A 21,762-nucleotide genomic window follows, 5' to 3' on the forward strand; every position below is an offset into this window, starting at 1 on the left:
CCTCCATCGACAAATAAAGTAGTGCCATTAACATAATCTGATTCGTCGCTGGCAAGCCAAACGGCGGCTTTGCCTATATCTTCCGGCTGACCGATGCGCCCATATGGAATTAGAGTAAGCAAACTATTTAAAGCTTCCGGGGTATCCCATGCAGGCTTATTTATTGGAGTCTGTATGGCTCCGGGACCAATAGCGTTAACCCTTATTTTCTTTGGCGCCAGTTCCTGCGCCATGCTTTTCATCATCATGTTAATGCCGCCTTTACTAGCTGCATAGTTTACGTGGCCGGCCCAGGGAATTATCTCATGAACACTACTCATACAAATTACTTTGCCCGCTGCGCAACTTCTTTCTTTCACAATACCCCTTCTTAAAAATTCTTTTACAGCCTCACGGGTACATAAAAATTGACCGGTTAAGTTTACGCTAATTACTAATTGCCAGTCTGCCAACGTCATGCTTTCAAGAGGAGAATCCCGCTGCAATCCTGCGTTGTTTACCAGTATATCAATAGTGCCATATTTATCGAACATCTGTTGAAACATTGTTTGTACCTCATCCTCTTTACTCACATCTGCTTTTATGGCAATCGCATTGCCACCATTAGTTTCAATTTGTTTAACAACATCATCGGCAGCTTCAGGATGGGTAACATAATTCACTACTACATTTGCGCCTTCGTTGGCAAGTGCTATCGCCACCGCCAGCCCGATTCCACTATTAGCACCTGTTACCAGTGCACTTTGTCCTTTAAGTTTAGGATTACTATTCATATTTCTTTTTGTTTTTAAGCATGTAACACATTTAGCTAAATTACCATGCCAAATTAAGTAGTTGCGGCAGAAAGAGAATTATTACTTTACAATTACAAATGTTTATAAGTAAATAATATTTACCCAATTTTTTGGGAATTTATTCGTTGTATTTATTTCCGGCCTGATTCAAAAACAATAATTTATTTATAAGAAATTGATTGCTTATGAAAAACTTATTATTTTTTGCACTCTGCATTGTATTTTATTCAAAGAGCATTTCTGGCCAGGTTTCAAAAGTAATACCTCCTGAAGCCAACGCTTTTTACAACAAATCAATGCCACTTCTCCGCACGCCAGTAAGAAATATTGTTTTACGTAAAGCCAGAGCTATTGAAAACTGCAAAATTAATGCGGACAGCCTAACCCGTGATTTGAAAGCAAATACTGCATTGAAAGGTATGAGTAATAACGATATAGAAGGAATAATTGTTTTAATAATGGTGCAAGCTTCAAGGGAGGCTGATGCGAATTTAAAAAAAATGGTACTTGAAATAAGCAGAAGCAATGATCAAAAAAAACAAACAACTTCATATTCCGAAAGAACGGATAACAACCAAAATAAAAGGAAGGATGATATAGATGAAATTCAAAATTTAAAGTTGCAGATGATTATGGACCGCAAGAGCGATATGGCCCAGGAAGTAAATTATGCGATGAAAAAAATATCGTCTACCCAACAAACTATTATTAATAACCTGAAATAAATAGTTGATCCCACATTTTAGTTTTCCCGCAGGTAAAACATATTTGTTCTGTTTTAGTTCTATTACCCATTCGAAATAACGTGCCATCCGTTAGACATTCGCTGGAGATATAAATAGCGTGTCAGGTTACTTTCATTATTAGTATTTGTTAATGAAGTAACCCCTATTACAATTTTATCCTGTTGAGGAGAAATATTCTGCAGATTGAATTTGTAATAGTTGTCACCGGATTCAATAATCTCAACAATGTTTTTTGGATCAGAGTCGTCCATCTTCGTTGTGTCGGTAAAACTGTAAATCACATAGCGATTGATCCTGTTATCCGTAGTATCCTCCCTTAAATAAAGATCTACTGAATAATCATAAATTGACGGCTTAGTGTTGTCCAATACTATTTCGGGTTGTGCAGGTTTTACTGAATCTATCCAACTCATAGGAGGAACTATGGCGGGATATTTATAGTAATTATTTCTAAGACTATCGCTCCATCCATTAGGATTGCTGCTAAAGGTGCTGCTGCTAAAAAAAACGCTTCCCTGTACTTGTGGATATTCTCTCAGCTTCTTTATTTGATTGGGCAATTCATTCTTATTTTTCCAGGCGTAAGACCTTGATTCCATGGTTCTGTATATGCCATGCCCGATATATAATTGCCGGCCATAGGAATGTCTCGCCCACCAGTCGATCAGCGTTTCAAAACCAACTGCCTTTTGTCCAAATTCCCAATACAATTGAGGAACCACATAATCAATCCATTTCATTTTTAACCATAACAAGATATCTGCATAAAGATCGTCGTAGTTGGTTTGCCCCGCTTTAGTATTACTTCCCTCAGGATCCTTGTCAATATTGCGCCATACGCCAAAGGGGCTGATGCCAAATTTGCAAAAGGGATTTTCTTTCTTAATTGTTCTGCCAAGCATTACAATAATTGAATCAACGTTACTGCGGCGCCATGTATCCCTGTCCATTCCATTTCCATATTTTCTAAAGGTAGCAGTATCTTCAAATTCCCTCCCCGCAATTCGGTATGGATAAAAATAATCGTCGAAGTGAATAGCATCAATATCATAGCGACTCACTACGTCTTTTACTATATTAGTTACATATTGCTGAACTTCTTTATTACCCGGATCAAAATATTTAACGCCACCATAAGTTATAAACCACTCAGGATGAATTTTGGTTATATGGGTAGGAGAAATAGATGATTTGGTTATATTGAACACCGCCCTGTATGGATTCATCCAGGCGTGAAATTCCATTCCTCGTTTATGCGTTTCCGTTATCATGAACTCGAGTGGATCATAATATGGGGATGGTGGCTTTCCCTGTGTTCCTGTAAGCCATTCGCTCCAGGGTTCGTATTGAGAAGGATAAAATGCATCTGCAGCAGGTCGTATCTGAACAACAACAGCATTCATTCCATTCCTCTTATGCATGTCAAGCAGGCTGATGAATTCTGCTTTTTGGCTTTCGGTACTAAGAAACTTTGTAGAGGGAAAATCTATGTTGTCAACGGTAGCAACCCATACACCACGAAACTCGTACTTGGGTTGGGCAACTATTTTTTGAGTTAATATAAAAACAAATGCTGTAGAAAGGCAGCAGAGGTATCTCTTCATAAATCGCTGATTGAAAATGGCTAATTTACGCAAACCATTTATTATAATTGATTTGCAACGTTTTTATTTACTGCGTTTAACAAGAATTGTGAAAATAATAAGATGATTCTTTCGAAAAGTTTTTTAAGCCAAACAATAAAAAGCCTATTCATTCTCCTCTTGAAGAAGAGGTGATATGGGTTCATCGTTGAATTCATTGCGATATATTCTTATCAAAACAATAAAATAAGTTATAAGCAATGGTCCAAATACCAATCCCAAAAATCCGAACATGCTTAAACCAATTATAACCCCAAAAATAGTAATGATCGGATGCACGTTGCCTATTTTGCGAAGCACCGTTATACGGGCGACATAGTCAATGTTAGTGAGGATAACCAGCGAATAGACGCCAAGGCCAACGCCCTGCCATACGTGATCAATTGCAAAAAGATACACTGTAAGCGGCACCCAAATGAGGCCTGTGCCTACGATAGGTATTAATGAGGCTACACCAGTAAGAAATCCCCAAAGGCCAAATTCTCCTACACCAAAAATAGCATACCCCAACATTCCTGCTAAACCCTGTATAATAGCAAGCAGCGGAATGCCGATGGCATTTGCTTTTATCATTACGTTAGTTTCCGAACCTAAGACATCGCGATTTTTTTCTTTTAATGGAATAAAATCGTTCATGTATTTTTCCATTGCAACACCATGCACCAGCATATAGTACAACACAAAAAACATAAGTAATAAATTGGTAAGAAAATTAGCAGTACCCGTAAGCAATAGTGGAAGGTTCGCTGCAAGCTTTTGGGTGGCGGATTTAAAAGTGTTGCTGTTGAAAACTTCCATACCGGTAGCATCCTGTATACTCTTCGAAAAACTTTTCACGGCAATGAGTAACTGAACCGGATTATTAAACAACGCAATGAGTTTGGGAGTTATCAGAACAACCGCAAGATATACCGGCAAACAAATGATAATCGCGTAGGCAAGTATAAAAAGCAACGCCGTCCAGCCAGGCCGCCATCTCTTTTTTTCAGTAAGTTTGAAATAGGATTTCCTGCTTAAGATATACAACGTTATTGCGCCCAAGACTCCAGGAAGAAAAACATAAAAATGCTTCAGCATAAGCACCCCAATAAGAATGATGAGTGCCAATAAAATTACTTGCCGCAAACGTTCGTTGAAGCCTATATTCATAGGATAAAACTAACAATAAATATTTGTTGAAAGTAAGTTACTTAATCTTTCCAGACGGATACGCCTTCGCTGCAATTGGCGCAGATATCAATATTTTTTCGACTGGTCATCAATTCTCGTCGAAATTGTTTGTAATTATCGTTATGCCAGATTTCTTTAAAAGATTTGTTTTTCAAGTCTCCGAGCTGGTGAGAGGCGTCTTTATCAAAGCAGCATGGTACCACGAGCCCGTCCCATGTAATTACATTAGCCTGCCACAGTTTCCAGCAGTGATTGGCTAATTTATTTTTGGCAATATATTTACCTTCTTTATTTTTCCTATATCGGCTATACTTTTCGTTTACGGGTATCAGTTGGTTAGGATCATTCTCGTAATCGTATACTTGCGCTGTTTTAAAACGTACTTCGTCAACGCCAACTTCGGCTGCCAGCTTTTTTATTTCCTCTACCTGGTGTTCATTTGGTTTCACTACCAAAAATTGGAAAAAAACAAATGGAGTTTTACTTTTAAGCTCTTTTTTCCATTTCACAATATTTTTAGCACCTTCAATCACTTTATCAAGATTGCCGCCAATACGGTATTGCTTATATACTTCCTGGGTTGTTCCGTCGATAGATATTATAAGCCGGTCTAATCCGCTCTCTACCGTTTTTCGGGCAACCTCGTCCGTTAGGTAATGGGCATTGGTAGAGGTGGCTGTATATATTCTTTTACCGGAAGCATATTTAACCATATCTAAAAAATTGCGGTTTAAATAGGGTTCTCCCTGAAAATAAAAAATGAGGTAAACAATGTCTTTATAAATATCATCAATTGTTTGCCTGAAAAAGCTATTTTCAAGCATACCAGTCGGCCTGGTGAAAGCCCGAAGGCCACTGGGGCATTCGGGACAGCGAAGATTACACGAAGTAGTTGGCTCGAATGAAACAGAGATGGGCAATCCCCATTGTACTGGTTTAGCGGTTATGCGACTAACATAAAAGCTTGAAAGTACTTTGGTTGCATTCCACAATCTGCGAAAAGTAATTTTCCGAAAAAAATTGACGCTATCATTAAAGTTTATCCGGGGCATTGATGCGCAAAGATATATCAACAATAATGAGAACGAAATTATAGTGCTTTTACCGTTAGCGAATCGGCATCAAGGGCCGAATCCGCTGCCGCAATTTGTATTAACGGCGGTTCATTAAAATCAAGCCTATTATTTAGAAATTTATCGTAATTAGCGGCTATTACATTAAATGCGATAAAGTCCATCACGAATTTCCTGGTTTCAAAAGGAAGATAACTTTTGATATCCCAAAAAGTTGCATTCGCCTCTCCCGACTTTTTAATTGCAAGTCTTACCCTGCCCGGGCCACAATTATAAGACGCTACTGACAACAACAGGTCATTGTTGAAATAATCAAGTTGGTCTTTGAAAAATTTAGCAGCGGCAATACTGGATTTTGTAAAATTTTTGCGATCATCATATTTACCTTTTACATGTAACCCATATTCTCCTGCGAGTTCGCTCATAAATTGATAATAACCTACTGCGCCTGCTGAAGAAACAGCATTGGCGTTAAATTGCGATTCCAATGCGGGTATCATTTCCAACTCTAATGGAAGGCCATGTTTATCTAATATATTTATTGCTTTGGGGAAAAATTTTTGACCTTTTTCGAAAATATAGATAATGTATTCGCGTTTTTTCTTACTAAAAGCCTTTATGTATTCTTTAGTTTGCATTCTGTATCCCTGCAAGCTAACAGGATATACCACTGAAAGCGGATTGATTTCTGTGGTTGGTTCAGTGGAAATTTCAGCGTTAAGAGTGCTGTAACCGGGTGAATCAATAATTGATTTCGCAGATGTAGTAAAGCCAATTATAAAAAATATTATAATTAACGTTAATAAACTTTTTGATTGAATCGATTTCATCCTAATTTTTTTAATTGTACTGATGACCCTGATGTTAGCAGGATTTTGTTTCCAACATGAGTTTTCCATATTAAATTTTCAATCTCGAATCTGAAATTAAAAACTTGATTTTGGATCAGTCACCAGATTTTTCAAGGTTAATAACTACGCCAATACACGCAATTAAAAAAGAGGATAGCAAATTATGTCTTAATGGAATGAATATAATCAGTACCTTTTTGTGGCAGGTTATGCAAAAGTAATACCGAAAAGTTAGAGATGCAAGGTTTGAGGGTAAAAAATCGTTAAAGAAATCAAAATGAAAATAATTTTTTTATTTATAGTTGCTTTTATATCAATTGCTTATGGTCAATCGTCTCAAGATTATTTAAAATCACAAAATAAAATTATTGACACTGAGAAAGAAACTTTCGCAAGTATTGAAAATACCGAAAAAACCTCCAAAGCCTTTTTAAACTTTGAAGTAACCTATTATAGGTGTGAGTGGAATGTAGATCCTGCCGTGCGATATATAAGAGGAAAGGTTACATCTTATTTTAAAATTACCGTCGGCACCGATAGTATTTCTTTTGATTTAACAGATAGCCTAATAGTTGACAGCATTAAGGACATCAATGGCAAGCTATCTTTTATTCATTCGAACAATACACTGACCATATATTTAGGATCAACAATAGCTATTGGTGACATGGACTCTCTCAGCATTTATTACCAGGGTATACCGCCCAATGATGGATTTGGGTCATTTGTTACGTCGCAACATGCTGGAACGCCGATTTTATGGACCTTAAGTGAACCTTACGGCAGCAGAGACTGGTGGCCGTGCAGGAATGGACTTGACGATAAAGCTGACTCAATTGATGTTATTATAACAAATCCTTCCCAGTATACCGCAGCATCTAATGGGCTGCGGCAAAGCGAGATTATAAATGGCCTTAATAAAATTACGCATTGGAAACATCGTTATCCAATAGCCACTTATTTAATATGTATGGCAGTATCCAACTATTCAGAGTTTGACGATAGTGTGCAGTTAGGAGATATTAGTTTACCCATGCAGACTTTTTGTTATCCCGAGAGCCTTTCTTTATTCCAGGAGAACACACCTAAGGTACTAGCCGCTCTCAAATACTATAGCAGTGTTTTTGGCAATTATCCATTTATTAAAGAAAAATATGGACATGTACAGTTTGGTTGGGGCGGCGGACAGGAGCATCAAACATCAACATTTATTGTAACTCCCAACGAAAACCTGATGGCCCACGAACTGGCACATCAATGGTTTGGAGATAAGATAACTTGTGGTAGTTGGAGGGATATTTGGTTAAACGAAGGTTTTGCAACTCACCTTGCTATTATGGATTTTGAAGTTAGATTCCCACAGGCCGTGTTAGCCACGCGGAAAAGCGAGATTGAAAATATTACTTCGCTTCCCGGCGGCTCCGTTTGGGTTGATGATACGACTAATGTAAATCGAATTTTTGATGGAAGGCTCAGTTATACCAAGGGATCTCATCTTTTATATATGTTGCGCTGGAAATTGGGCGACAGCGTTTTTATTAAAGGAATGCGCCGGTATTTTTATGATTCCACCATAGCATTCGGCTTTGCAATAACCAAAGATTTTATAAGAAATATGGAAGCTGCAAGTGGCATAGATTTGAAAGAATTTTTTGATGATTGGTTTTATGGGCAAGGCTATCCTTCTTACAACGTGCAATGGACACAAATTGGCAATGACTATGTAAAAATACACATGAGCCAAACAACATCGCATCCTTCGGTTACATTTTTTCCGCTGCCTGTTGCATTAGAATTTAAAAATGCAACCCAGCAAAAAACTATTGTTGTTAATAATACATTTAATGGCCAGGTATTTTTTAATGACATTGGCTTTATTGCTGATACAGTTATTATAGATCCTGATTACTGGCTAATAACAAAAAACAATAATTCTGAAAAAATAAGTGACAACATAACGGGAGATAATGTTGTACAGGTATTTCCGAATCCATTTCTAAATAGCTTTAATTTGTACCTCCATAATTTTACCGCCCAAAAAGCTTATGTGCAAATTTATGATGCGAAAGGAAGCCTTGTATTCAATGAAAATATTTTGTTGAATGGATCACTTTATACAACGATAAATACGCAATCATTCTCTAAGGGAATTTACATAATTAAACTGCAAACAAGCGACGGTTTTAGATATGTAAAAAAGATTTTGAAACAATAATTTCAGAAGCATATTATTGCACTGAATTATTAAGATAACCCTGTGGCAAGAAAAAAGAAACGATCTTCTTCTAAATATTTTTTAAAAATAATTTTTTGGCTGGCATTTGCTTTTGTTGGGGCATATTATATTGTTAATTATTTTATGCAGTCGTCAGATGTCTTTTACCCCGACTTTCAAATTTCTATTCCCGGTGGATATAAAATTCATGGCATTGACGTAAGTAAGTATCAAAGTGTCATTAACTGGAAAGAAGTTAGTGAAATGAATGCCGACGGAATTAAAATCGGTTTTGCTTTTATTAAAGCGACAGAAGGCGTAGGCAACGTTGACAACCAATTCAGGCGCAATTGGCTTAAAGCAGAAGAACAAAACATTTGCAAAGGGGCATATCATTTTTTTATTGCGGGCAAAAATGGAAGAAGACAGGCCGCTAATTTTATAGAAATAGTAGATTTAAAAAAAGGGGATCTTCCACCGGTGATAGATATCGAAAAATCATTTGGTGTTTCAGCAAATGAAATAAAAAAAGAAGTAGCTGATTGGATTGCAGTAGTGCAAAAATATTATGGTGTTCAGCCCATAATCTATACCAATATTGATTTTTACAACCGGTATCTTCAAAATGATTTTGATAACTACCCTGTTTGGATAGCCCATTATCTACAACCCGTAAAACCCAGAATTGACCACAAATGGATGTTTTGGCAACATAGCGAAAATGGTCGGGTTAATGGCATTAAAGCGCCTGTCGATTTTAATGTTTTTTCCGGAGATAGCACAGATTTTAAGAATTTTCTTATTCAATAAATACCTGCTTGCGAAATTGCATGCAACCAAAAGTTAACTGCTGTGATCAGCTACAAGTAACCATTTCCCATTAATTTTTCTAAATAATAAAGTAAAATATCCTCCTATATTTCCTATTGTTCGCTGCAAGTGCCATTTACCTATAACAAAATAGACTTCGGAAGAAAGCGGCTTTAATTCCAATATTTTAAAAGCTAGTTGTCCCATTGCGGCAGTGTCCGGATAATGTTTTTTATAATTTTCGAATGTTGACTTCCATCCATAGGTTACTCCTGATTTTCCTATAAATATTAGTGAATCATTTTGCCAATAGGTTTTCATGAATTCATCAATATTTCCTGCATTCCAGGCGGTTACTTGTTTATCTAATATGTGTCGAATAGCCAATTCATCCATACTTTGAGCATGGGAAATAATGGAGGAGAAAATAATAAATAAACCGATGAATAATTCTTTCATTCTTTTATTAACAAGATAAATAATAATCCGGTTAATGAATGTGCGTGTCAGCAGTTTTAAATTGAGCTATGAAACGAAAATTTAAAAGATGAGCATATAATATGAGGCAAACAGCAGGAGCTAAAAAAACAAATTCGTATTTGAAGAAAATTTGTTTCAGAATTAAAAAAATAAAGCCTGCGCTAAATATCAATAAAGGCTTCAAGTTCCTGTGATGGCTTTTGTAGCCGTGCGATAAAGCATAGCATCCAACGATAAACGCAATGCCAATCATAGTCCATTCAAAAAAAAGATTGTGTATAATATTTATGCCAAATAAAGGAAGTGATGTTAAAATCAAAGGAAGAATGGCACAATGAATAGCACAAGCTACTGAAGTTATCACACCCATCAAATCCCAATTAATTCTCTTTAGAAAATTGAACATAACTACAAAAATAGTATATTTGCAACAACGATGCATAAAATAAAATTCCCTTTTTTATCCACTGCAGCAATTTTACATTTTATTAAACATGGTATGCCGCAAAAAATGCTACCTTTTTAACTTATGAAAAAGAAAATATTTTTTTATTCAGGCTTCTTCATTGTACTGATAACTGCTTTCTTCTTATTTCTTTTTTCTGGAACAGATTACTACAAGGTAAAATTGCCGGTAATGAATTATGTGCAGGATTTTTCGTTTACCGGCCAGGATGGAAATGCAGTTACTGAACACAACGTAGATGGCAAAGTTTACGTAGCTGATTATTTTTTTACCACCTGCAAAGGTATCTGCCCCAAGATGAATGCCAATCTTGCTACCATTTTTGAAGCCTTCAGAAATGATAGTGATTTTGCAGTAATTTCTCATTCTTCTATGCCTGAAACTGATTCGGTTCCTTTATTGAAAGCTTACGAAGAAAAAATGATCGGTAAAAATCCTCATTTTGCGGCCAAATGGTATTTTGTTACCGGCACAAAAGATTCTTTATATAGAATGGCGCAGCAAAGTTACCTTCTCGACAATGCTAAAAACGACTCATTAAATATAAACGATCAGTTTATTCACACGCAATTTTTTGCATTGGTTGACAAGGAAAGAAGGGTAAGAGGTATTTACGATGGATTAAAAGATGACGAATTGCAACGATTGCAGGATGACATTCAAAAACTGTTGAAGGAGCCTTATAATGGAAATATTTTTAACCATTCGACATTTAGTAACAATCCCGGTTAATTTTTTATGCCAGTTAAAACCGCAGACATATTAAAACAAAATCGTTTAAGCATAACCGATAGCCGCTTAAATATTCTCGAACTTTTTCTTAAACAGGATGGTGCCCTCTCGCATGCTGATATTGAAAAAAATACCCGCGAATCTTTTGACAGAGTTACCGTTTATCGCACGTTACAAACTTTTGTAGAGAAAGGTATTATTCACCTTATTCCAACCACGGATAATTCTATAAAATATGCGTTATGCAAAAACGATTGTGCACCAGGGCATCACCACGATAATCATGTTCATTTTATATGCGATGAGTGTAATAAAACCATTTGCCTCGATGGAGTAGATGTACCGGAAGTTAAACTGCCAAAAGGTTTCAAGCCACAGCATTCAGAAATGGTTGTAACGGGTGTTTGCGGAGATTGCAGATAGCTTACTTACTTATGATAAACCAGATTGGACTTGCGATGTTTCAAATTACTTTTTAATAAAAGTTACAATATCGAGAGAACCCTGACTAGTCGTGTTTATGTTATTTCCCACCAAACACACTTTTCAAAACATCAGTTACCCTTGCCGCTGGGTCTTTTCGTATACTCACTTCTTCCTGGGCAACGTAGTAAAATAATCCATCGAGAGCTTTGCCGGTTACATAACCTACGATATCAGTATCTACCGGCTTGCCGGAAAATTTGTTATAGGTAGTGAAAACCTGTTTCCAGTATTTTTTAGCATCCGTTTTATCAAGAGAAGTATCAATCACAGGTTTAAATGCAGTAGTCAATTCAGGAGAAGTTGTTTTGCGAAGATATGCGGTGGCTGCAGTGTCGCTTCCTCTTAAAATATTAAATGCGTCTGTTACAGTCATCTTTTTAATAGCACTTAGAAAAATAGGCGCTGCGGATTTAGAAGCACTTTCAGCCGCACGGTTCATGCTTAGTTCAGCATTGTCTACCAACTTACCAAAACCTAACATGCGCATTTTATTTTCAACATCGCGTACCTGCTGTGGCAATAATATTTTTACAGCCGCATCTTTAAAGAAACCATCCGCAGCAGATAATTTATCGCCACTTTTTTGAGCGCCGAGAGAAAGCGCCTCCTTTAAGCCTGAAACAATTTCACTACTTGATAAGCTTGATGAAGAACTATTAGACGTGGATTTTTTTCCAAATAATGAACTTGCTTTTTTAAACATCCCATTTAAGTTGGACGAGGAATCTTTTTGGGCAAACAACACGATGGATGCAAACAAAAACAAGGTTGAGGTAAGAATTTTTTTCATAGAGATAAATTAAAATTTGAATCAAATTTACCCTTTAAATCAAAAAACAAATGTGAAAATTATGTATGATTCAGGTTTAAAGGTGTCTATAAAAACGGAGTTAGGAAAGCTTTAGTATAGGAACACGATTATTGCATCTGAAATTTGTAACCCACACCTTTAACGGTTGTAATACAATCGCCGCCCAGCTTTTGTCTTATCTTTCTTATGTGAACATCTATTGTTCTGTCTCCAACTATCACATCAGTACCCCATACTTTATGCAGAATTTCATTCCGTAAAAATACCTTGGATGGTTTTGACGTGAGCAATGCAAGCAATTCAAATTCTTTTCTGGCCAAAAAAATTTCCTCGTTATTCGATGTAACAACATATTTTTCGCGGTCAATTATAAGATCGCCTATCTGCAAAACGCTGCCTGTTTCTTTAATAATTCGCCGGAACAACGTGTTCACCCGTGTCACCAAAACTTTGGGACTTATTGGCTTGGTAATGTAGTCATCTCCTCCCGTTTCAAGACCTTTTATTTCAGTGCTCTCATCATTCAACGCAGTTAAAAACATAATGATCGTATTCTCAAAAGCAGGAAGCGTTCGTAGAATTTTACAGACTTCAAAGCCTGTTTTTCCGGGCATCATAACGTCGAGAATGATCAAGTCAGGATTATGAATCTTAGCCATCTCAATAGCTTCATTGCCATTTTTTGCAGTAATAACTTCGTACCCCTCCGCCTGCAGATTGAAGCTCACAATCTCCAGTATATCCGGTTCGTCATCCGCAATTAAAATTGTTCTCGGCTTGCTTTCTTGTGCCATGATGCGCAAACCTATATCAAAATATTATCCGGACGAACTTGTTTACAATTTTTTAATATTGAAATATTTCTAATTTTTTTTTTGAATATTGCTTCGCAGGGCAAGCAACTTCCTAAAAAAAGGTTAATCCGTAATGCTGTGCAGCCTTTTGCGGGTGTCTAAACTCTTATAAATCAGGCAATGCAATAAATTTGCAGGCATTGGTTGTATTTTTGCTTCTTTAGCACAAGAAATTATGAGGTTTATTTTTTACATTTTCGTTTCATTTTTTTTTATTCCACTTTTTACCCTCGCAAATGGTGATACAACAACCATTCCCCTAAACAGGCGGGTATTTCACGATAAAATTATAGCCGAGCAAAAAAGAGCCGACATGGCAGACGGCCATCTTGATGGATTGATAAAAGTTTCCTCAAATCCCGAAATAAACCTGCAGGTTACCGATGCTATTTTTAGAAAAGTAAATGTGCTGAGGAATGATATTGAGATAAATACCCAACTCGCTACTAATAACGATAAGATACGATACCTGCGCTTCGTAGAATCTTTGGTAAGGGAATTTACCAACGCATGGCGGTTTCACAAACTTGATCCTTCATTAGCACCTTTGCTGGTAGATAATTTTACTGAAATCATGTTTGCCAATCTTAAGGGCGAAAACATGCTACCGCTAATAAAAAAGGTTCCTTATGAAGTAGGATTGATCAATGCAGATATATTCAATGAAAATGCCGGCTATAAAGAAAGCCAGGAAATTTTGTTTCTAAAATTTTGCGAACACAATCCTGATAAAATATTAGCCAATATCGGGCCTTATGTACATGAGCCATTTGCAGATTCGCTGGTGATTGAGGCTTTTAATTATAGTCCCAGCCAATTGTATTCTTATGCACAAGCGGTTAGCAGCCCACAAGGAAAATTAATAAGAAGAAATACTGATGTAAGGATAAAAACAATCGTAGCACTAAGCAAACTTCAGCAGCGGGCGCTTTTCTACTTCCCTTTTTTAGATGATCTTATTAATGGCCGGCAAACAATGGAAAATATTGCAAAGTCTGCAGGCACTTCAGATAACAATTATGATAGCGTAGGTTATTATAAATTGCTGGTTAAAACTGAAGAAAGTTATTATCCCAGGTTAGTCTCCGGTGATACACCCGTTGCCATGCTTGGCTCGGATGGATTGTTGGACATGTTGCAAAGAAAAGCCGTTCAGCATTTTATAAACCCTATCAATAACCTTCATGAAAATCCCAATCCTGCTATTCGCTTCCATGCGATTGAACCTTTAAGCGCAGAGGATTTGTATTATATGATGGTATTGGGGGAAAACGATATTTATACTTCGAGTTATAAATATGCTTTCGACCGTATGATGCAAAAAATGGGACCTGTGCCTCATGGCGATTCTTTGTTAATGACGTTAAATTTTGACCACTTTAAGAAATTTATTAAGACTGCAGCTGGTTACAACAAGTTAGATGAATTTTTAAAAAGCATGCCTGCACGTGAATCAGAGACTTTAATGCAGGCTTTTGTTTCGAACCTTGAAAGAACAGGAACATTGGAAGATGCAGTGGATGTAGCAGACTCTTACGGCAGTATTACCAATCCTGTGCTGCAACAATCGATGCTGCGTAATGTAGAAGCTAACGAACAAAGGTGTATAAAAGACAATAACGAACATGGCAAAAAGATCTACAATCTTTTGAAAATTATTTTTCTTTCAGCAGATGAAAAAAATGGTATTGACCTTTCAAAAGAAATAGGTATCCCTCCGGTTTTCACCGTAAACTATAAATATCTCGCAGATGACTCCGGCCGCATCATTGAACAGGTATTTTTCTATGGCGATAAAGATGGTAAAGAATCCTTCAACAGTTATCTTACTTCGTTCCCATCCAACGATTGGCAAATTACCCACAAGAAAGAGTGGATTGAAATAAAATCAATAAAAGGAAAACCGGTTTGGATATTTGCCAATTTACCATTGGATAATGCAACCGATAAAGATGCCGATGCACAAAAAGACCTGATTGATTATATGGACAAACTTGGATTAAATCCGTCAATCGTTATTCACAGGGGACACAGTTATCATCTCCCGTATACAATTCAGCAACTCTCAGAAAATGCAAAAATTATCATGCTCGGTTCCTGTGGCGGATATCAAAATCTTAAATCTATATTGAAAAATGCCCCGGAGGCACACATTATTTCTACCAAACAAACAGGTGCCAAAGATGTTAATAAGCCTATTATTGATGCCCTTGACAATACACTCCGAAACGGAGACAATATTGACTGGCGCCAAATGTGGGCAGCGCTAACCAACTATTTTAATAAAGCCCCGAAAGAATTGCGGGAAACTTTTGAAGACTATATTCCTCCTCAAAAAAACCTGGGCGCTTTGTTTATAAAAGCGTATAGCCGTAGTGGTGAGGTAGTGCAATAAGGGCCCGTTCAATTCGTCCGGATGAGGGCTTAACCGACTGGCTGGCCTCCTATTGAGATGAGGCCATTTTCATTTAAATTTGTTAAATGCCTGAAGAGAAAAAGCGCAAAAAGCTACTGGATTTAAGTGTTCTCAGAAGAGTTTTTGCTTTTACCAAACCTTATAAAAAGAAACTATATATATCGATTTTTCTTTCGATACTGCTTGCTGTGGTGTCACCACTTCGGCCTTTTCTAATTCAATACACGGTTAATGTTTTTATCAAAGACCAAAATACTTATTGGCTCATTCTTATAACAGTTATCCAAATAGGAATTCTTTTAATTGAAACCGGTATGCGTTTTTATTTTGCTTTTTTAACCTCATGGCTCGGGCAAACGGTCGTCAAAGACCTGAGAGTAAAAGTTTATAAAAAGGTGCTTAGTTTTAATCTTTCCCAATTTGACAAAACGCCTATTGGTACATTAACTACCAGAACCATCAACGACATTGAATCTATAAATGATATCTTTTCTGACGGACTTATTCCAATTATCTCAGATTTGCTTTCAATTATTTCGATTTTACTGTTTATGTTTTTTGTTGACTGGCGTTTAACATTAGTTTGTCTTGCTCCATTTCCAATATTAATAGTTGCCACTTATTTTTTTAAGGAAAGTGTAAATAAGTCATTTATTAAAGTGAGAAATGCGGTAGCGGCACTAAATGCATTTGTACAGGAACACATAACGGGAATGAGCGTAGTCCAGGCTTTTGCTGTGGAAGAAAAAGAATTTAAAAAGTTTAAAGAAATCAATAAACAACATCGCAATGCCAATATCAGGGCTATTCTTGCCTATTCTGTTTTTTTTCCGGTGGTAGAAATTGTTTTGGCTTTTTCCACAGGACTACTGGTTTGGTGGGGCGCCAATAATGGTTTTAATGCGGGAGTAATTATTGCTTTCATCATGTATCTTAACCTGCTTTTCCGTCCGCTAAGAGTCATAGCCGATAAATTTAATGTACTCCAAATGGGCATGGTTGCCAGCGAGCGGGTTTTTAAAGTTTTAGACAATACTGATGTAACGCCGGAAACACACGCCGGCATTAAGCAAATCGAATTGCGCGGTAAAGTAGAATTTGAAAAAGTTTGGTTTGCATATATTGATGAAGAATATGTTCTAAAGAATATTTCCTTCCTGATAAAGCCAGGAGAAACCCTTGCGATTGTAGGACACACCGGTAGCGGTAAAACCTCTATTATCAGCCTTATTAACCGCCTGTATCATATAAACAAAGGAGCTATAAAGATCGATGATCAAAATATCGAAGACTACGATATTGAATTTTTAAGAAGCAGGGTTGCCGTTGTGCTACAAGACGTTTTTTTATTTGGGGGATCGGTGTACGATAATGTAACGCTTCGCAACCATGCCATAACAAAACAACAGGTAGAAGAAGCCGCTAAAATGATAGGTGTTCATGAATTTATCATGCAATTACCCGGCGGATATGATTATAATGTAATGGAAAGAGGCGCAACGCTTTCTTTGGGACAAAGGCAATTATTATCCTTTATCAGGGCTTTGCTCTTCGATCCAGCTATTCTTATTTTGGATGAGGCTACCTCATCAATAGATAGCGAAAGCGAGTTATTGATACAACATGCAATTGACACCCTAATTAATGGCCGCACTTCCATCGTAATTGCGCATCGTTTATCAACAATTCGTAAGGCAAGTAAAATAATGGTTCTCGATAAAGGAGAAATCAAAGAAATGGGAACTCACGTCGAACTGTTGGCATTAAAAGGACATTATTACAAATTGCATAAAATGCAGTTTGAAGAAAAAGAGAACCTGGTGTAACTAATTAGCTATTTTGATCGTCTGCCCCGTCAGCTGTTTCAAACCCTTTCTCCGGCCTCATTTGAGGGAATAACAATACGTCCTGAATAGATGATTGGTTGGTTAACAACATACATAACCGATCAATTCCAATTCCGATACCTGAGGTAGGAGGCATGCCGTATTCGAGTGCCCGTAAAAAATCATAGTCGATAAACATAGCTTCTTCATCTCCCCGTGCCATAAGTTTTGCCTGTTCCTCAAAGCGCTCTCTTTGCTCCAGAGGGTCATTAAGCTCGCTATAGGCATTGGCTATTTCTTTTCCGTTAATGATTAATTCAAAACGTTCTACCAGTCCGGGCTTATTCCTGTGCTTTTTTGTAAGCGGGCTCATTTCTACAGGATAATCAATTATAAACGTAGGTTGTGTAAAATGCTCCTCACATTTTTCAGAAAAAATTTCGTCAATCAGCTTTCCTCGTCCCATTGTTTTATCTGCGTGTATGCCTAACTGTTGGCAAACCTCTCTTAAACCGCTTTCATCTTTATCGCTTATGTCTATTCCTGTATATTCTTTAATAGCATCATACATGGTTATTCTTTTGTATGGAGCCTTAAAATTAATTTCAATCTCGCCGGACATGACCTTCTCACTGCCGTTGACGGCTCGTGCTGCAGCCTCTAACAGCTGTTCTGTTGTTTCCATCATCCAAAAATAATCCTTGAAGGCTGTATAAAATTCAAGTATGGTAAACTCCGGGTTATGCGTACGATCCATCCCTTCGTTCCGGAAATTCCGGCTGAATTCATACACCCATTCAAAGCCACCAACGATCAACCTTTTCAAAAAGAGCTCGTTCGCAATGCGCAAGTAAAAGGGTACATCTAATGCATTGTGATGTGTAATGAAAGGCCTTGCCGCCGCACCGCCCGGAATATTTTGAAGTACCGGTGTGTCTACTTCAAGAGCACCACGATCGTTAAGAAATTGCCTGATGGCATTGATCATTTTTGTTCGCTTCACAAATGTATCTTTCACATGCGGATTAACAATCAAATCAGCATAGCGTTGACGATACCGGAATTCCGCATCAGTAACCTCATCAAACGTTTCACCATCTTTTTCCTTAACCACCGGTAATGGCCTCAAAGATTTTGAAAGCAGCGTAAGCGATGTAACATGAATGGAAGTTTCTCCGGTTTTGGTCGTGAAAACAAAGCCCTTAACACCAATGATATCGCCAATGTCGAGTAGCTTCTTCCAAACAACATCATAGAGCGTTTTATCTTCTCCGTTAGTAATATCGTCTTTGCGCACATAGATTTGAATTTTGCCACTATAATCCTGCAACACTGCAAACGATGCTTTGCCCATATCGCGTATACCCATTATTCTGCCGGCAATGCATACATCCGCAAAGTCACTTTTATTCTCCTGTTCCTTATAATTCGACTTTATAAATGCAGCGTTTGTATTCACTGGATATAGCTCGGCGGGGTAAGCATCAATACCAAGTTTTGCGAGCTCCTTTAATTTTTCTCTCCTGATAACTTCCTGCTCCGATAGATGTTGACTGCTCATAATTTTAAATAAAAATGTTTGTCATTAAATCGACAAACAAAGTGTAATTTTTTGCAAAGGTAACTTTTGGCATGGAGATCAACAAAGCAACTAATATTTTACAGCGCTCATGGATTAAGATATTTTCTCTCACATTAACGCCAATAGCACTTGCCAGGCTTCAGCTACCTTTCCCACGTTAAGCAATTCAGCTGCATACAAATGCAATTCATTTTCCATCTCTGCCGGATCCAGCGAATAATATTGAAAAATATTTTTCAATTTTTCATCTTCAAACGAAGGATCAATAACCGGGAATTCATGCAAATTGGCTAGTTGGCCAAGATGATTTCCCGTTAGTATGGTACTGTGTTTAATCGATTCAGGTAGATTGTCAATTCCAATACCCAGCAATGTATGCGGCCTTGCCACTTTAAATAAATTTTCCTCGTTTATTCTTGCGTACCAGTTACCTCCCAGGCGAGCAACGTGATGTAGTTTTAGCTGATCAATCTTTCCATCCTTATCAAGAATACTCTCATTAATATGAATCATTAGGACTTCGGCAATAACGAGATTTCCGGCACCTCCTTCTTTACCTAAGGACTTTATCTCGATGACTTTACATTCCATTTGAACCGGACTCTCTTTTACTCTTGGAGGTTTTATTAATTGCGATGGTTCTTTTGTAAATCCCGCTTTTATAAATTCGTCAGTTCCTTTCGGATATTCACAACTGCTGAGACTCACTTGCTGCACCATATCATACGTCACAATGTTTACGACTACTTCAGGAACTTCCTGTAAATTTTCAAATGTGTGTTTGTTTGTATTGTCTCTTACTCTTCGTGATGGTGAAAAAACAATTATGGGAGGATTAACACTGAATAAATTAAAATAACTAAAAGGGCTGAGGTTGATATTCCCATTTGAAGCAATAGTGGATGCAAAACAAATCGGCCTGGGAGCTACTGCGTGGTTGAGAAAATTTTGCACCTCCGGTGTCTTAATATCTTTTAATAAAATCGTTTTATACATAATTATTTAAAGATTCTTTTTCAGCGCCAGAATCGAAAAATCGCTTTCATCTTTTACAATGGTATTTACTAACCTTCCCAGGTTTTCAATTTCCATCTCTACTTTATCTCCCTCCTGCAACCATTGCTCTTTGTAATCAGGATCGTTTAATTTCCCGGTTCCGTTTAATTCGAGAAAACAACCTGTGCCAACGGTGCCGCTGCCGATAATATCACCGGGATACAATTGTACTCCATAGCTTGCACGTTCAATTATTTCAGCAAATGTCCACTCCATGTCGCTTAAGTTCCCTTCGCTAACCTGCACATCATTTACCCAACATTTCATGCTGAGGTTGTAAGCATTACCAGTGTGATTTTCTTTTGGCTCAATTAAATATTCTTCCAAATCATCAGGCGTAACTAACATCGGGCCTATAATGGTGGAAAAATCTTTTCCTTTTGCGGGACCAAGATTTAATTTCATTTCTTCTAATTGCAATTCTCTTGCACTTACATCATTCATTATCATATAACCTCCTATGTATTCATCGGCTTCCTCAGCTTTAATATTTTTACCGGGTTTGCAAATTACAATAGCAACTTCCAGTTCAAAATCAAGTTTGTTTAAATGATCAGGCATACATACAATTTCTCCCGGACCTTGTATGGCGTTGTGATTTGTAAAATAAAATACAGGGAATTGATCAAACTCGGGTATCATATCCATTCTCCTGTTCTTCCTTGCCGCTGCAACATGTTGCCTGAATGCATATGCATCGCGGCAACTGGTTGGGTTAGGTACCGGTGCAAGAATTTCAACATCCTCAACTGCAATACCTGTAAATTTCTTGTTTCCTTCAACAAGAGAACGGTTAATAGAATGAGCTATCGGAAAAACATAATCCCAATAATTTAAAAACATCGTCATTGATACTGGCAGGTCGGGATGTAACCTGTCAGCATCGTATAAAATACCGTCAACTAAAAATGCTAATTGTGCGTGATCTTCTTTTAAGTAAGAAACTAGTTTCATTAGTAAAAATTTATTAAAGACCGCAAGGTAAACGATTTATACACTCAAATCTTAATGTTATAAATGAGGAATAAAATTGCATATATACAATAATTGTAGCGTGTTATAAATAACTATTTTTATTATTTTATTAATTTTGTAGAAAGAAAGTATCTATATGAAGTTTGAAAAAATTCATAACAAAGGCCACGCCCAAATATTCTCAAATAAGACACTAGAATTTTTTACAAAAACACATCCCCTGGTTATTTGGAGCATCTATTTACCGGTAATAATTTATCTACCATACTATGCGTCGAAAAATTATGGATTCACAAGCCTAAAAATTGCATTGATTTTTTTGGGAGGTATTTTATTCTGGACATTTTTTGAATACATGATTCATCGCTTTATTTTTCACTTAATAACCGATAATCCACGAACGCAAAGAATTGCCTACATTCTGCACGGTAATCATCATGAATTTCCGAGAGATCGCACCCGCCTTTTTATGCCACCTTTACCAAGCATCATTATATCCTCAGTCCTTTTTCTAATGATTTACCTTTTGATGCTGAACAATGCATTTATTTTCTTTCCCGGCTTTATGCTTGGATACCTGCTTTATGCAAGCATGCATTATGCAATTCACGCCTGGCATCCACCATTTAAATGGTTAAAACCCATCTGGCGCAATCATCATTTACATCATTATAAAAATGATGAAAAAGGATTTGGTGTAAGTTCACATTTATGGGACAAGGTTTTTGGAACATCGTTCGACTTAAAAAAAGAAAAAGAAGACAAAGAAGCTGTAA

The 21,762-nt window shown here is 37.1% G+C and carries 20 protein-coding genes; 8 read left to right on the forward strand and 12 right to left on the reverse strand.

What is annotated here, in order from left to right; all coding sequences use genetic code 11:
- Window positions 1-773, reverse strand: a 773-nt coding sequence (locus tag ACO1O5_RS07495) for an SDR family oxidoreductase (RefSeq protein ID WP_486269218.1), incomplete at its 3' end; no start/stop codon positions are given.
- 206 nt (window positions 774-979) lie between these two features.
- On the opposite strand from ACO1O5_RS07495, the gene ACO1O5_RS07500 reads away from it, so the two are divergent.
- Window positions 980-1,519 carry a hypothetical protein gene (locus ACO1O5_RS07500; RefSeq protein ID WP_486269219.1) on the forward strand — a complete coding sequence of 180 codons (540 nt, stop codon included), beginning with the start codon at window positions 980-982 and terminating at the stop codon, window positions 1,517-1,519.
- Between the two features lie 62 nt (window positions 1,520-1,581).
- On the opposite strand, the gene ACO1O5_RS07505 is transcribed toward ACO1O5_RS07500, so the two are convergent.
- From ACO1O5_RS07505 to ACO1O5_RS07520, 4 genes are all read right to left on the reverse strand, one after another.
- Window positions 1,582-3,144, reverse strand: a complete 1,563-nt coding sequence (locus ACO1O5_RS07505; protein WP_486269220.1) for a glycoside hydrolase family 10-like protein — start codon at window positions 3,142-3,144, stop codon at window positions 1,582-1,584.
- A gap of 144 nt (window positions 3,145-3,288) precedes the next feature.
- Window positions 3,289-4,332, reverse strand: coding sequence for an AI-2E family transporter (locus ACO1O5_RS07510; RefSeq protein WP_486269221.1), 1,044 nt, complete (start codon window positions 4,330-4,332; stop codon window positions 3,289-3,291).
- Window positions 4,333-4,373: 41 nt separating this feature from the next.
- Window positions 4,374-5,345: a radical SAM/SPASM domain-containing protein gene (locus ACO1O5_RS07515; RefSeq protein ID WP_486269222.1), complete on the reverse strand. Its 972-nt coding sequence runs from the start codon at window positions 5,343-5,345 to the stop codon at window positions 4,374-4,376.
- A gap of 98 nt (window positions 5,346-5,443) precedes the next feature.
- The gene (locus tag ACO1O5_RS07520; RefSeq protein WP_486269223.1) at window positions 5,444-6,256 is read right to left on the reverse strand and encodes a lytic transglycosylase domain-containing protein; all 813 of its coding nucleotides are present in this window, start codon (window positions 6,254-6,256) and stop codon (window positions 5,444-5,446) included.
- Between the two features lie 298 nt (window positions 6,257-6,554).
- On the opposite strand from ACO1O5_RS07520, the gene ACO1O5_RS07525 reads away from it, so the two are divergent.
- Together ACO1O5_RS07525 and ACO1O5_RS07530 are read left to right on the forward strand one after the other, a co-directional pair.
- Window positions 6,555-8,492, forward strand: coding sequence for a M1 family metallopeptidase (locus ACO1O5_RS07525; protein WP_486269224.1), 1,938 nt, complete (start codon window positions 6,555-6,557; stop codon window positions 8,490-8,492).
- 42 nt (window positions 8,493-8,534) lie between these two features.
- Complete coding sequence (locus ACO1O5_RS07530) at window positions 8,535-9,302, forward strand: glycoside hydrolase family 25 protein (RefSeq protein ID WP_486269225.1); 768 nt, start codon at window positions 8,535-8,537, stop codon at window positions 9,300-9,302.
- Window positions 9,303-9,335: 33 nt separating this feature from the next.
- Here ACO1O5_RS07530 and ACO1O5_RS07535 read toward each other — a convergent pair whose 3' ends face one another.
- Both ACO1O5_RS07535 and ACO1O5_RS07540 read right to left on the reverse strand, forming a co-directional pair.
- A complete protein-coding gene (locus ACO1O5_RS07535) occupies window positions 9,336-9,761 on the reverse strand; it encodes a YybH family protein (protein WP_486269226.1) in 426 nt (141 codons plus the stop codon).
- A gap of 31 nt (window positions 9,762-9,792) precedes the next feature.
- Complete coding sequence (locus ACO1O5_RS07540; protein ID WP_486269227.1) at window positions 9,793-10,224, reverse strand: MerC domain-containing protein; 432 nt, start codon at window positions 10,222-10,224, stop codon at window positions 9,793-9,795.
- 87 nt (window positions 10,225-10,311) lie between these two features.
- Here ACO1O5_RS07540 and ACO1O5_RS07545 point away from each other — a divergent pair, with 87 nt between their 5' ends.
- Window positions 10,312-10,980 (forward strand): SCO family protein, encoded by a 669-nt coding sequence (locus tag ACO1O5_RS07545; protein WP_486269228.1) that lies wholly within the window; start codon window positions 10,312-10,314, stop codon window positions 10,978-10,980.
- Between the two features lie 6 nt (window positions 10,981-10,986).
- Window positions 10,987-11,403, forward strand: a complete 417-nt coding sequence (locus tag ACO1O5_RS07550) for a Fur family transcriptional regulator (RefSeq protein WP_486269229.1) — start codon at window positions 10,987-10,989, stop codon at window positions 11,401-11,403.
- Between the two features lie 100 nt (window positions 11,404-11,503).
- Here the strand turns inward: ACO1O5_RS07550 and ACO1O5_RS07555 are convergent, their stop codons facing one another.
- Together ACO1O5_RS07555 and ACO1O5_RS07560 are read right to left on the reverse strand one after the other, a co-directional pair.
- The gene (locus ACO1O5_RS07555) at window positions 11,504-12,256 is read right to left on the reverse strand and encodes a DUF4197 domain-containing protein (protein ID WP_486269230.1); all 753 of its coding nucleotides are present in this window, start codon (window positions 12,254-12,256) and stop codon (window positions 11,504-11,506) included.
- 128 nt (window positions 12,257-12,384) lie between these two features.
- Window positions 12,385-13,071, reverse strand: a complete 687-nt coding sequence (locus tag ACO1O5_RS07560; protein WP_486269231.1) for a response regulator transcription factor — start codon at window positions 13,069-13,071, stop codon at window positions 12,385-12,387.
- Between the two features lie 235 nt (window positions 13,072-13,306).
- Here ACO1O5_RS07560 and ACO1O5_RS07565 point away from each other — a divergent pair, with 235 nt between their 5' ends.
- Together ACO1O5_RS07565 and ACO1O5_RS07570 are read left to right on the forward strand one after the other, a co-directional pair.
- Entirely contained in the window at window positions 13,307-15,526 is a 2,220-nt protein-coding gene (locus tag ACO1O5_RS07565) for a hypothetical protein (RefSeq protein ID WP_486269232.1), read from the forward strand.
- Window positions 15,527-15,612: 86 nt separating this feature from the next.
- Window positions 15,613-17,373, forward strand: coding sequence for an ABC transporter ATP-binding protein (locus ACO1O5_RS07570; RefSeq protein ID WP_486269233.1), 1,761 nt, complete (start codon window positions 15,613-15,615; stop codon window positions 17,371-17,373).
- A gap of 4 nt (window positions 17,374-17,377) precedes the next feature.
- On the opposite strand, the gene lysS is transcribed toward ACO1O5_RS07570, so the two are convergent.
- From lysS to ACO1O5_RS07585, 3 genes are all read right to left on the reverse strand, one after another.
- Window positions 17,378-18,934 carry a lysine--tRNA ligase gene (lysS, locus tag ACO1O5_RS07575; RefSeq protein ID WP_486269234.1) on the reverse strand — a complete coding sequence of 519 codons (1,557 nt, stop codon included), beginning with the start codon at window positions 18,932-18,934 and terminating at the stop codon, window positions 17,378-17,380.
- Between the two features lie 129 nt (window positions 18,935-19,063).
- Complete coding sequence (locus tag ACO1O5_RS07580; RefSeq protein WP_486269235.1) at window positions 19,064-19,951, reverse strand: flavin reductase family protein; 888 nt, start codon at window positions 19,949-19,951, stop codon at window positions 19,064-19,066.
- Window positions 19,952-19,957: 6 nt separating this feature from the next.
- A complete protein-coding gene (locus ACO1O5_RS07585; protein WP_486269236.1) occupies window positions 19,958-20,965 on the reverse strand; it encodes a fumarylacetoacetate hydrolase family protein in 1,008 nt (335 codons plus the stop codon).
- Window positions 20,966-21,122: 157 nt separating this feature from the next.
- Between ACO1O5_RS07585 and ACO1O5_RS07590 the strand changes: the two genes are divergently transcribed.
- A partial coding sequence (locus ACO1O5_RS07590; protein ID WP_486269237.1) for a sterol desaturase family protein occupies window positions 21,123-21,762 on the forward strand: 640 nt, incomplete at its 3' end.

It is taken from the genome of Ginsengibacter sp., from assembly GCF_057362405.1.

What these genes read in the sequence shown, in the direction of transcription:
- ACO1O5_RS07500 (WP_486269219.1), top strand. Translation starts at nt 980, where the DNA reads ATGAAAAACTTATTATTTTTTGCACTCTGCATTGTATTTTATTCAAAG.
- ACO1O5_RS07505 (WP_486269220.1), bottom strand. Translation starts at nt 3,144, where the DNA reads ATGAAGAGATACCTCTGCTGCCTTTCTACAGCATTTGTTTTTATATTA.
- ACO1O5_RS07510 (WP_486269221.1), bottom strand. Translation starts at nt 4,332, where the DNA reads ATGAATATAGGCTTCAACGAACGTTTGCGGCAAGTAATTTTATTGGCA.
- ACO1O5_RS07520 (WP_486269223.1), bottom strand. Translation starts at nt 6,256, where the DNA reads ATGAAATCGATTCAATCAAAAAGTTTATTAACGTTAATTATAATATTT.
- ACO1O5_RS07525 (WP_486269224.1), top strand. Translation starts at nt 6,555, where the DNA reads ATGAAAATAATTTTTTTATTTATAGTTGCTTTTATATCAATTGCTTAT.
- ACO1O5_RS07535 (WP_486269226.1), bottom strand. Translation starts at nt 9,761, where the DNA reads ATGAAAGAATTATTCATCGGTTTATTTATTATTTTCTCCTCCATTATT.
- ACO1O5_RS07540 (WP_486269227.1), bottom strand. Translation starts at nt 10,224, where the DNA reads ATGCATCGTTGTTGCAAATATACTATTTTTGTAGTTATGTTCAATTTT.
- ACO1O5_RS07545 (WP_486269228.1), top strand. Translation starts at nt 10,312, where the DNA reads ATGAAAAAGAAAATATTTTTTTATTCAGGCTTCTTCATTGTACTGATA.
- ACO1O5_RS07550 (WP_486269229.1), top strand. Translation starts at nt 10,987, where the DNA reads ATGCCAGTTAAAACCGCAGACATATTAAAACAAAATCGTTTAAGCATA.
- ACO1O5_RS07555 (WP_486269230.1), bottom strand. Translation starts at nt 12,256, where the DNA reads ATGAAAAAAATTCTTACCTCAACCTTGTTTTTGTTTGCATCCATCGTG.
- ACO1O5_RS07560 (WP_486269231.1), bottom strand. Translation starts at nt 13,071, where the DNA reads ATGGCACAAGAAAGCAAGCCGAGAACAATTTTAATTGCGGATGACGAA.
- ACO1O5_RS07565 (WP_486269232.1), top strand. Translation starts at nt 13,307, where the DNA reads ATGAGGTTTATTTTTTACATTTTCGTTTCATTTTTTTTTATTCCACTT.
- ACO1O5_RS07570 (WP_486269233.1), top strand. Translation starts at nt 15,613, where the DNA reads ATGCCTGAAGAGAAAAAGCGCAAAAAGCTACTGGATTTAAGTGTTCTC.
- lysS (WP_486269234.1), bottom strand. Translation starts at nt 18,934, where the DNA reads ATGAGCAGTCAACATCTATCGGAGCAGGAAGTTATCAGGAGAGAAAAA.
- ACO1O5_RS07580 (WP_486269235.1), bottom strand. Translation starts at nt 19,951, where the DNA reads ATGTATAAAACGATTTTATTAAAAGATATTAAGACACCGGAGGTGCAA.
- ACO1O5_RS07585 (WP_486269236.1), bottom strand. Translation starts at nt 20,965, where the DNA reads ATGAAACTAGTTTCTTACTTAAAAGAAGATCACGCACAATTAGCATTT.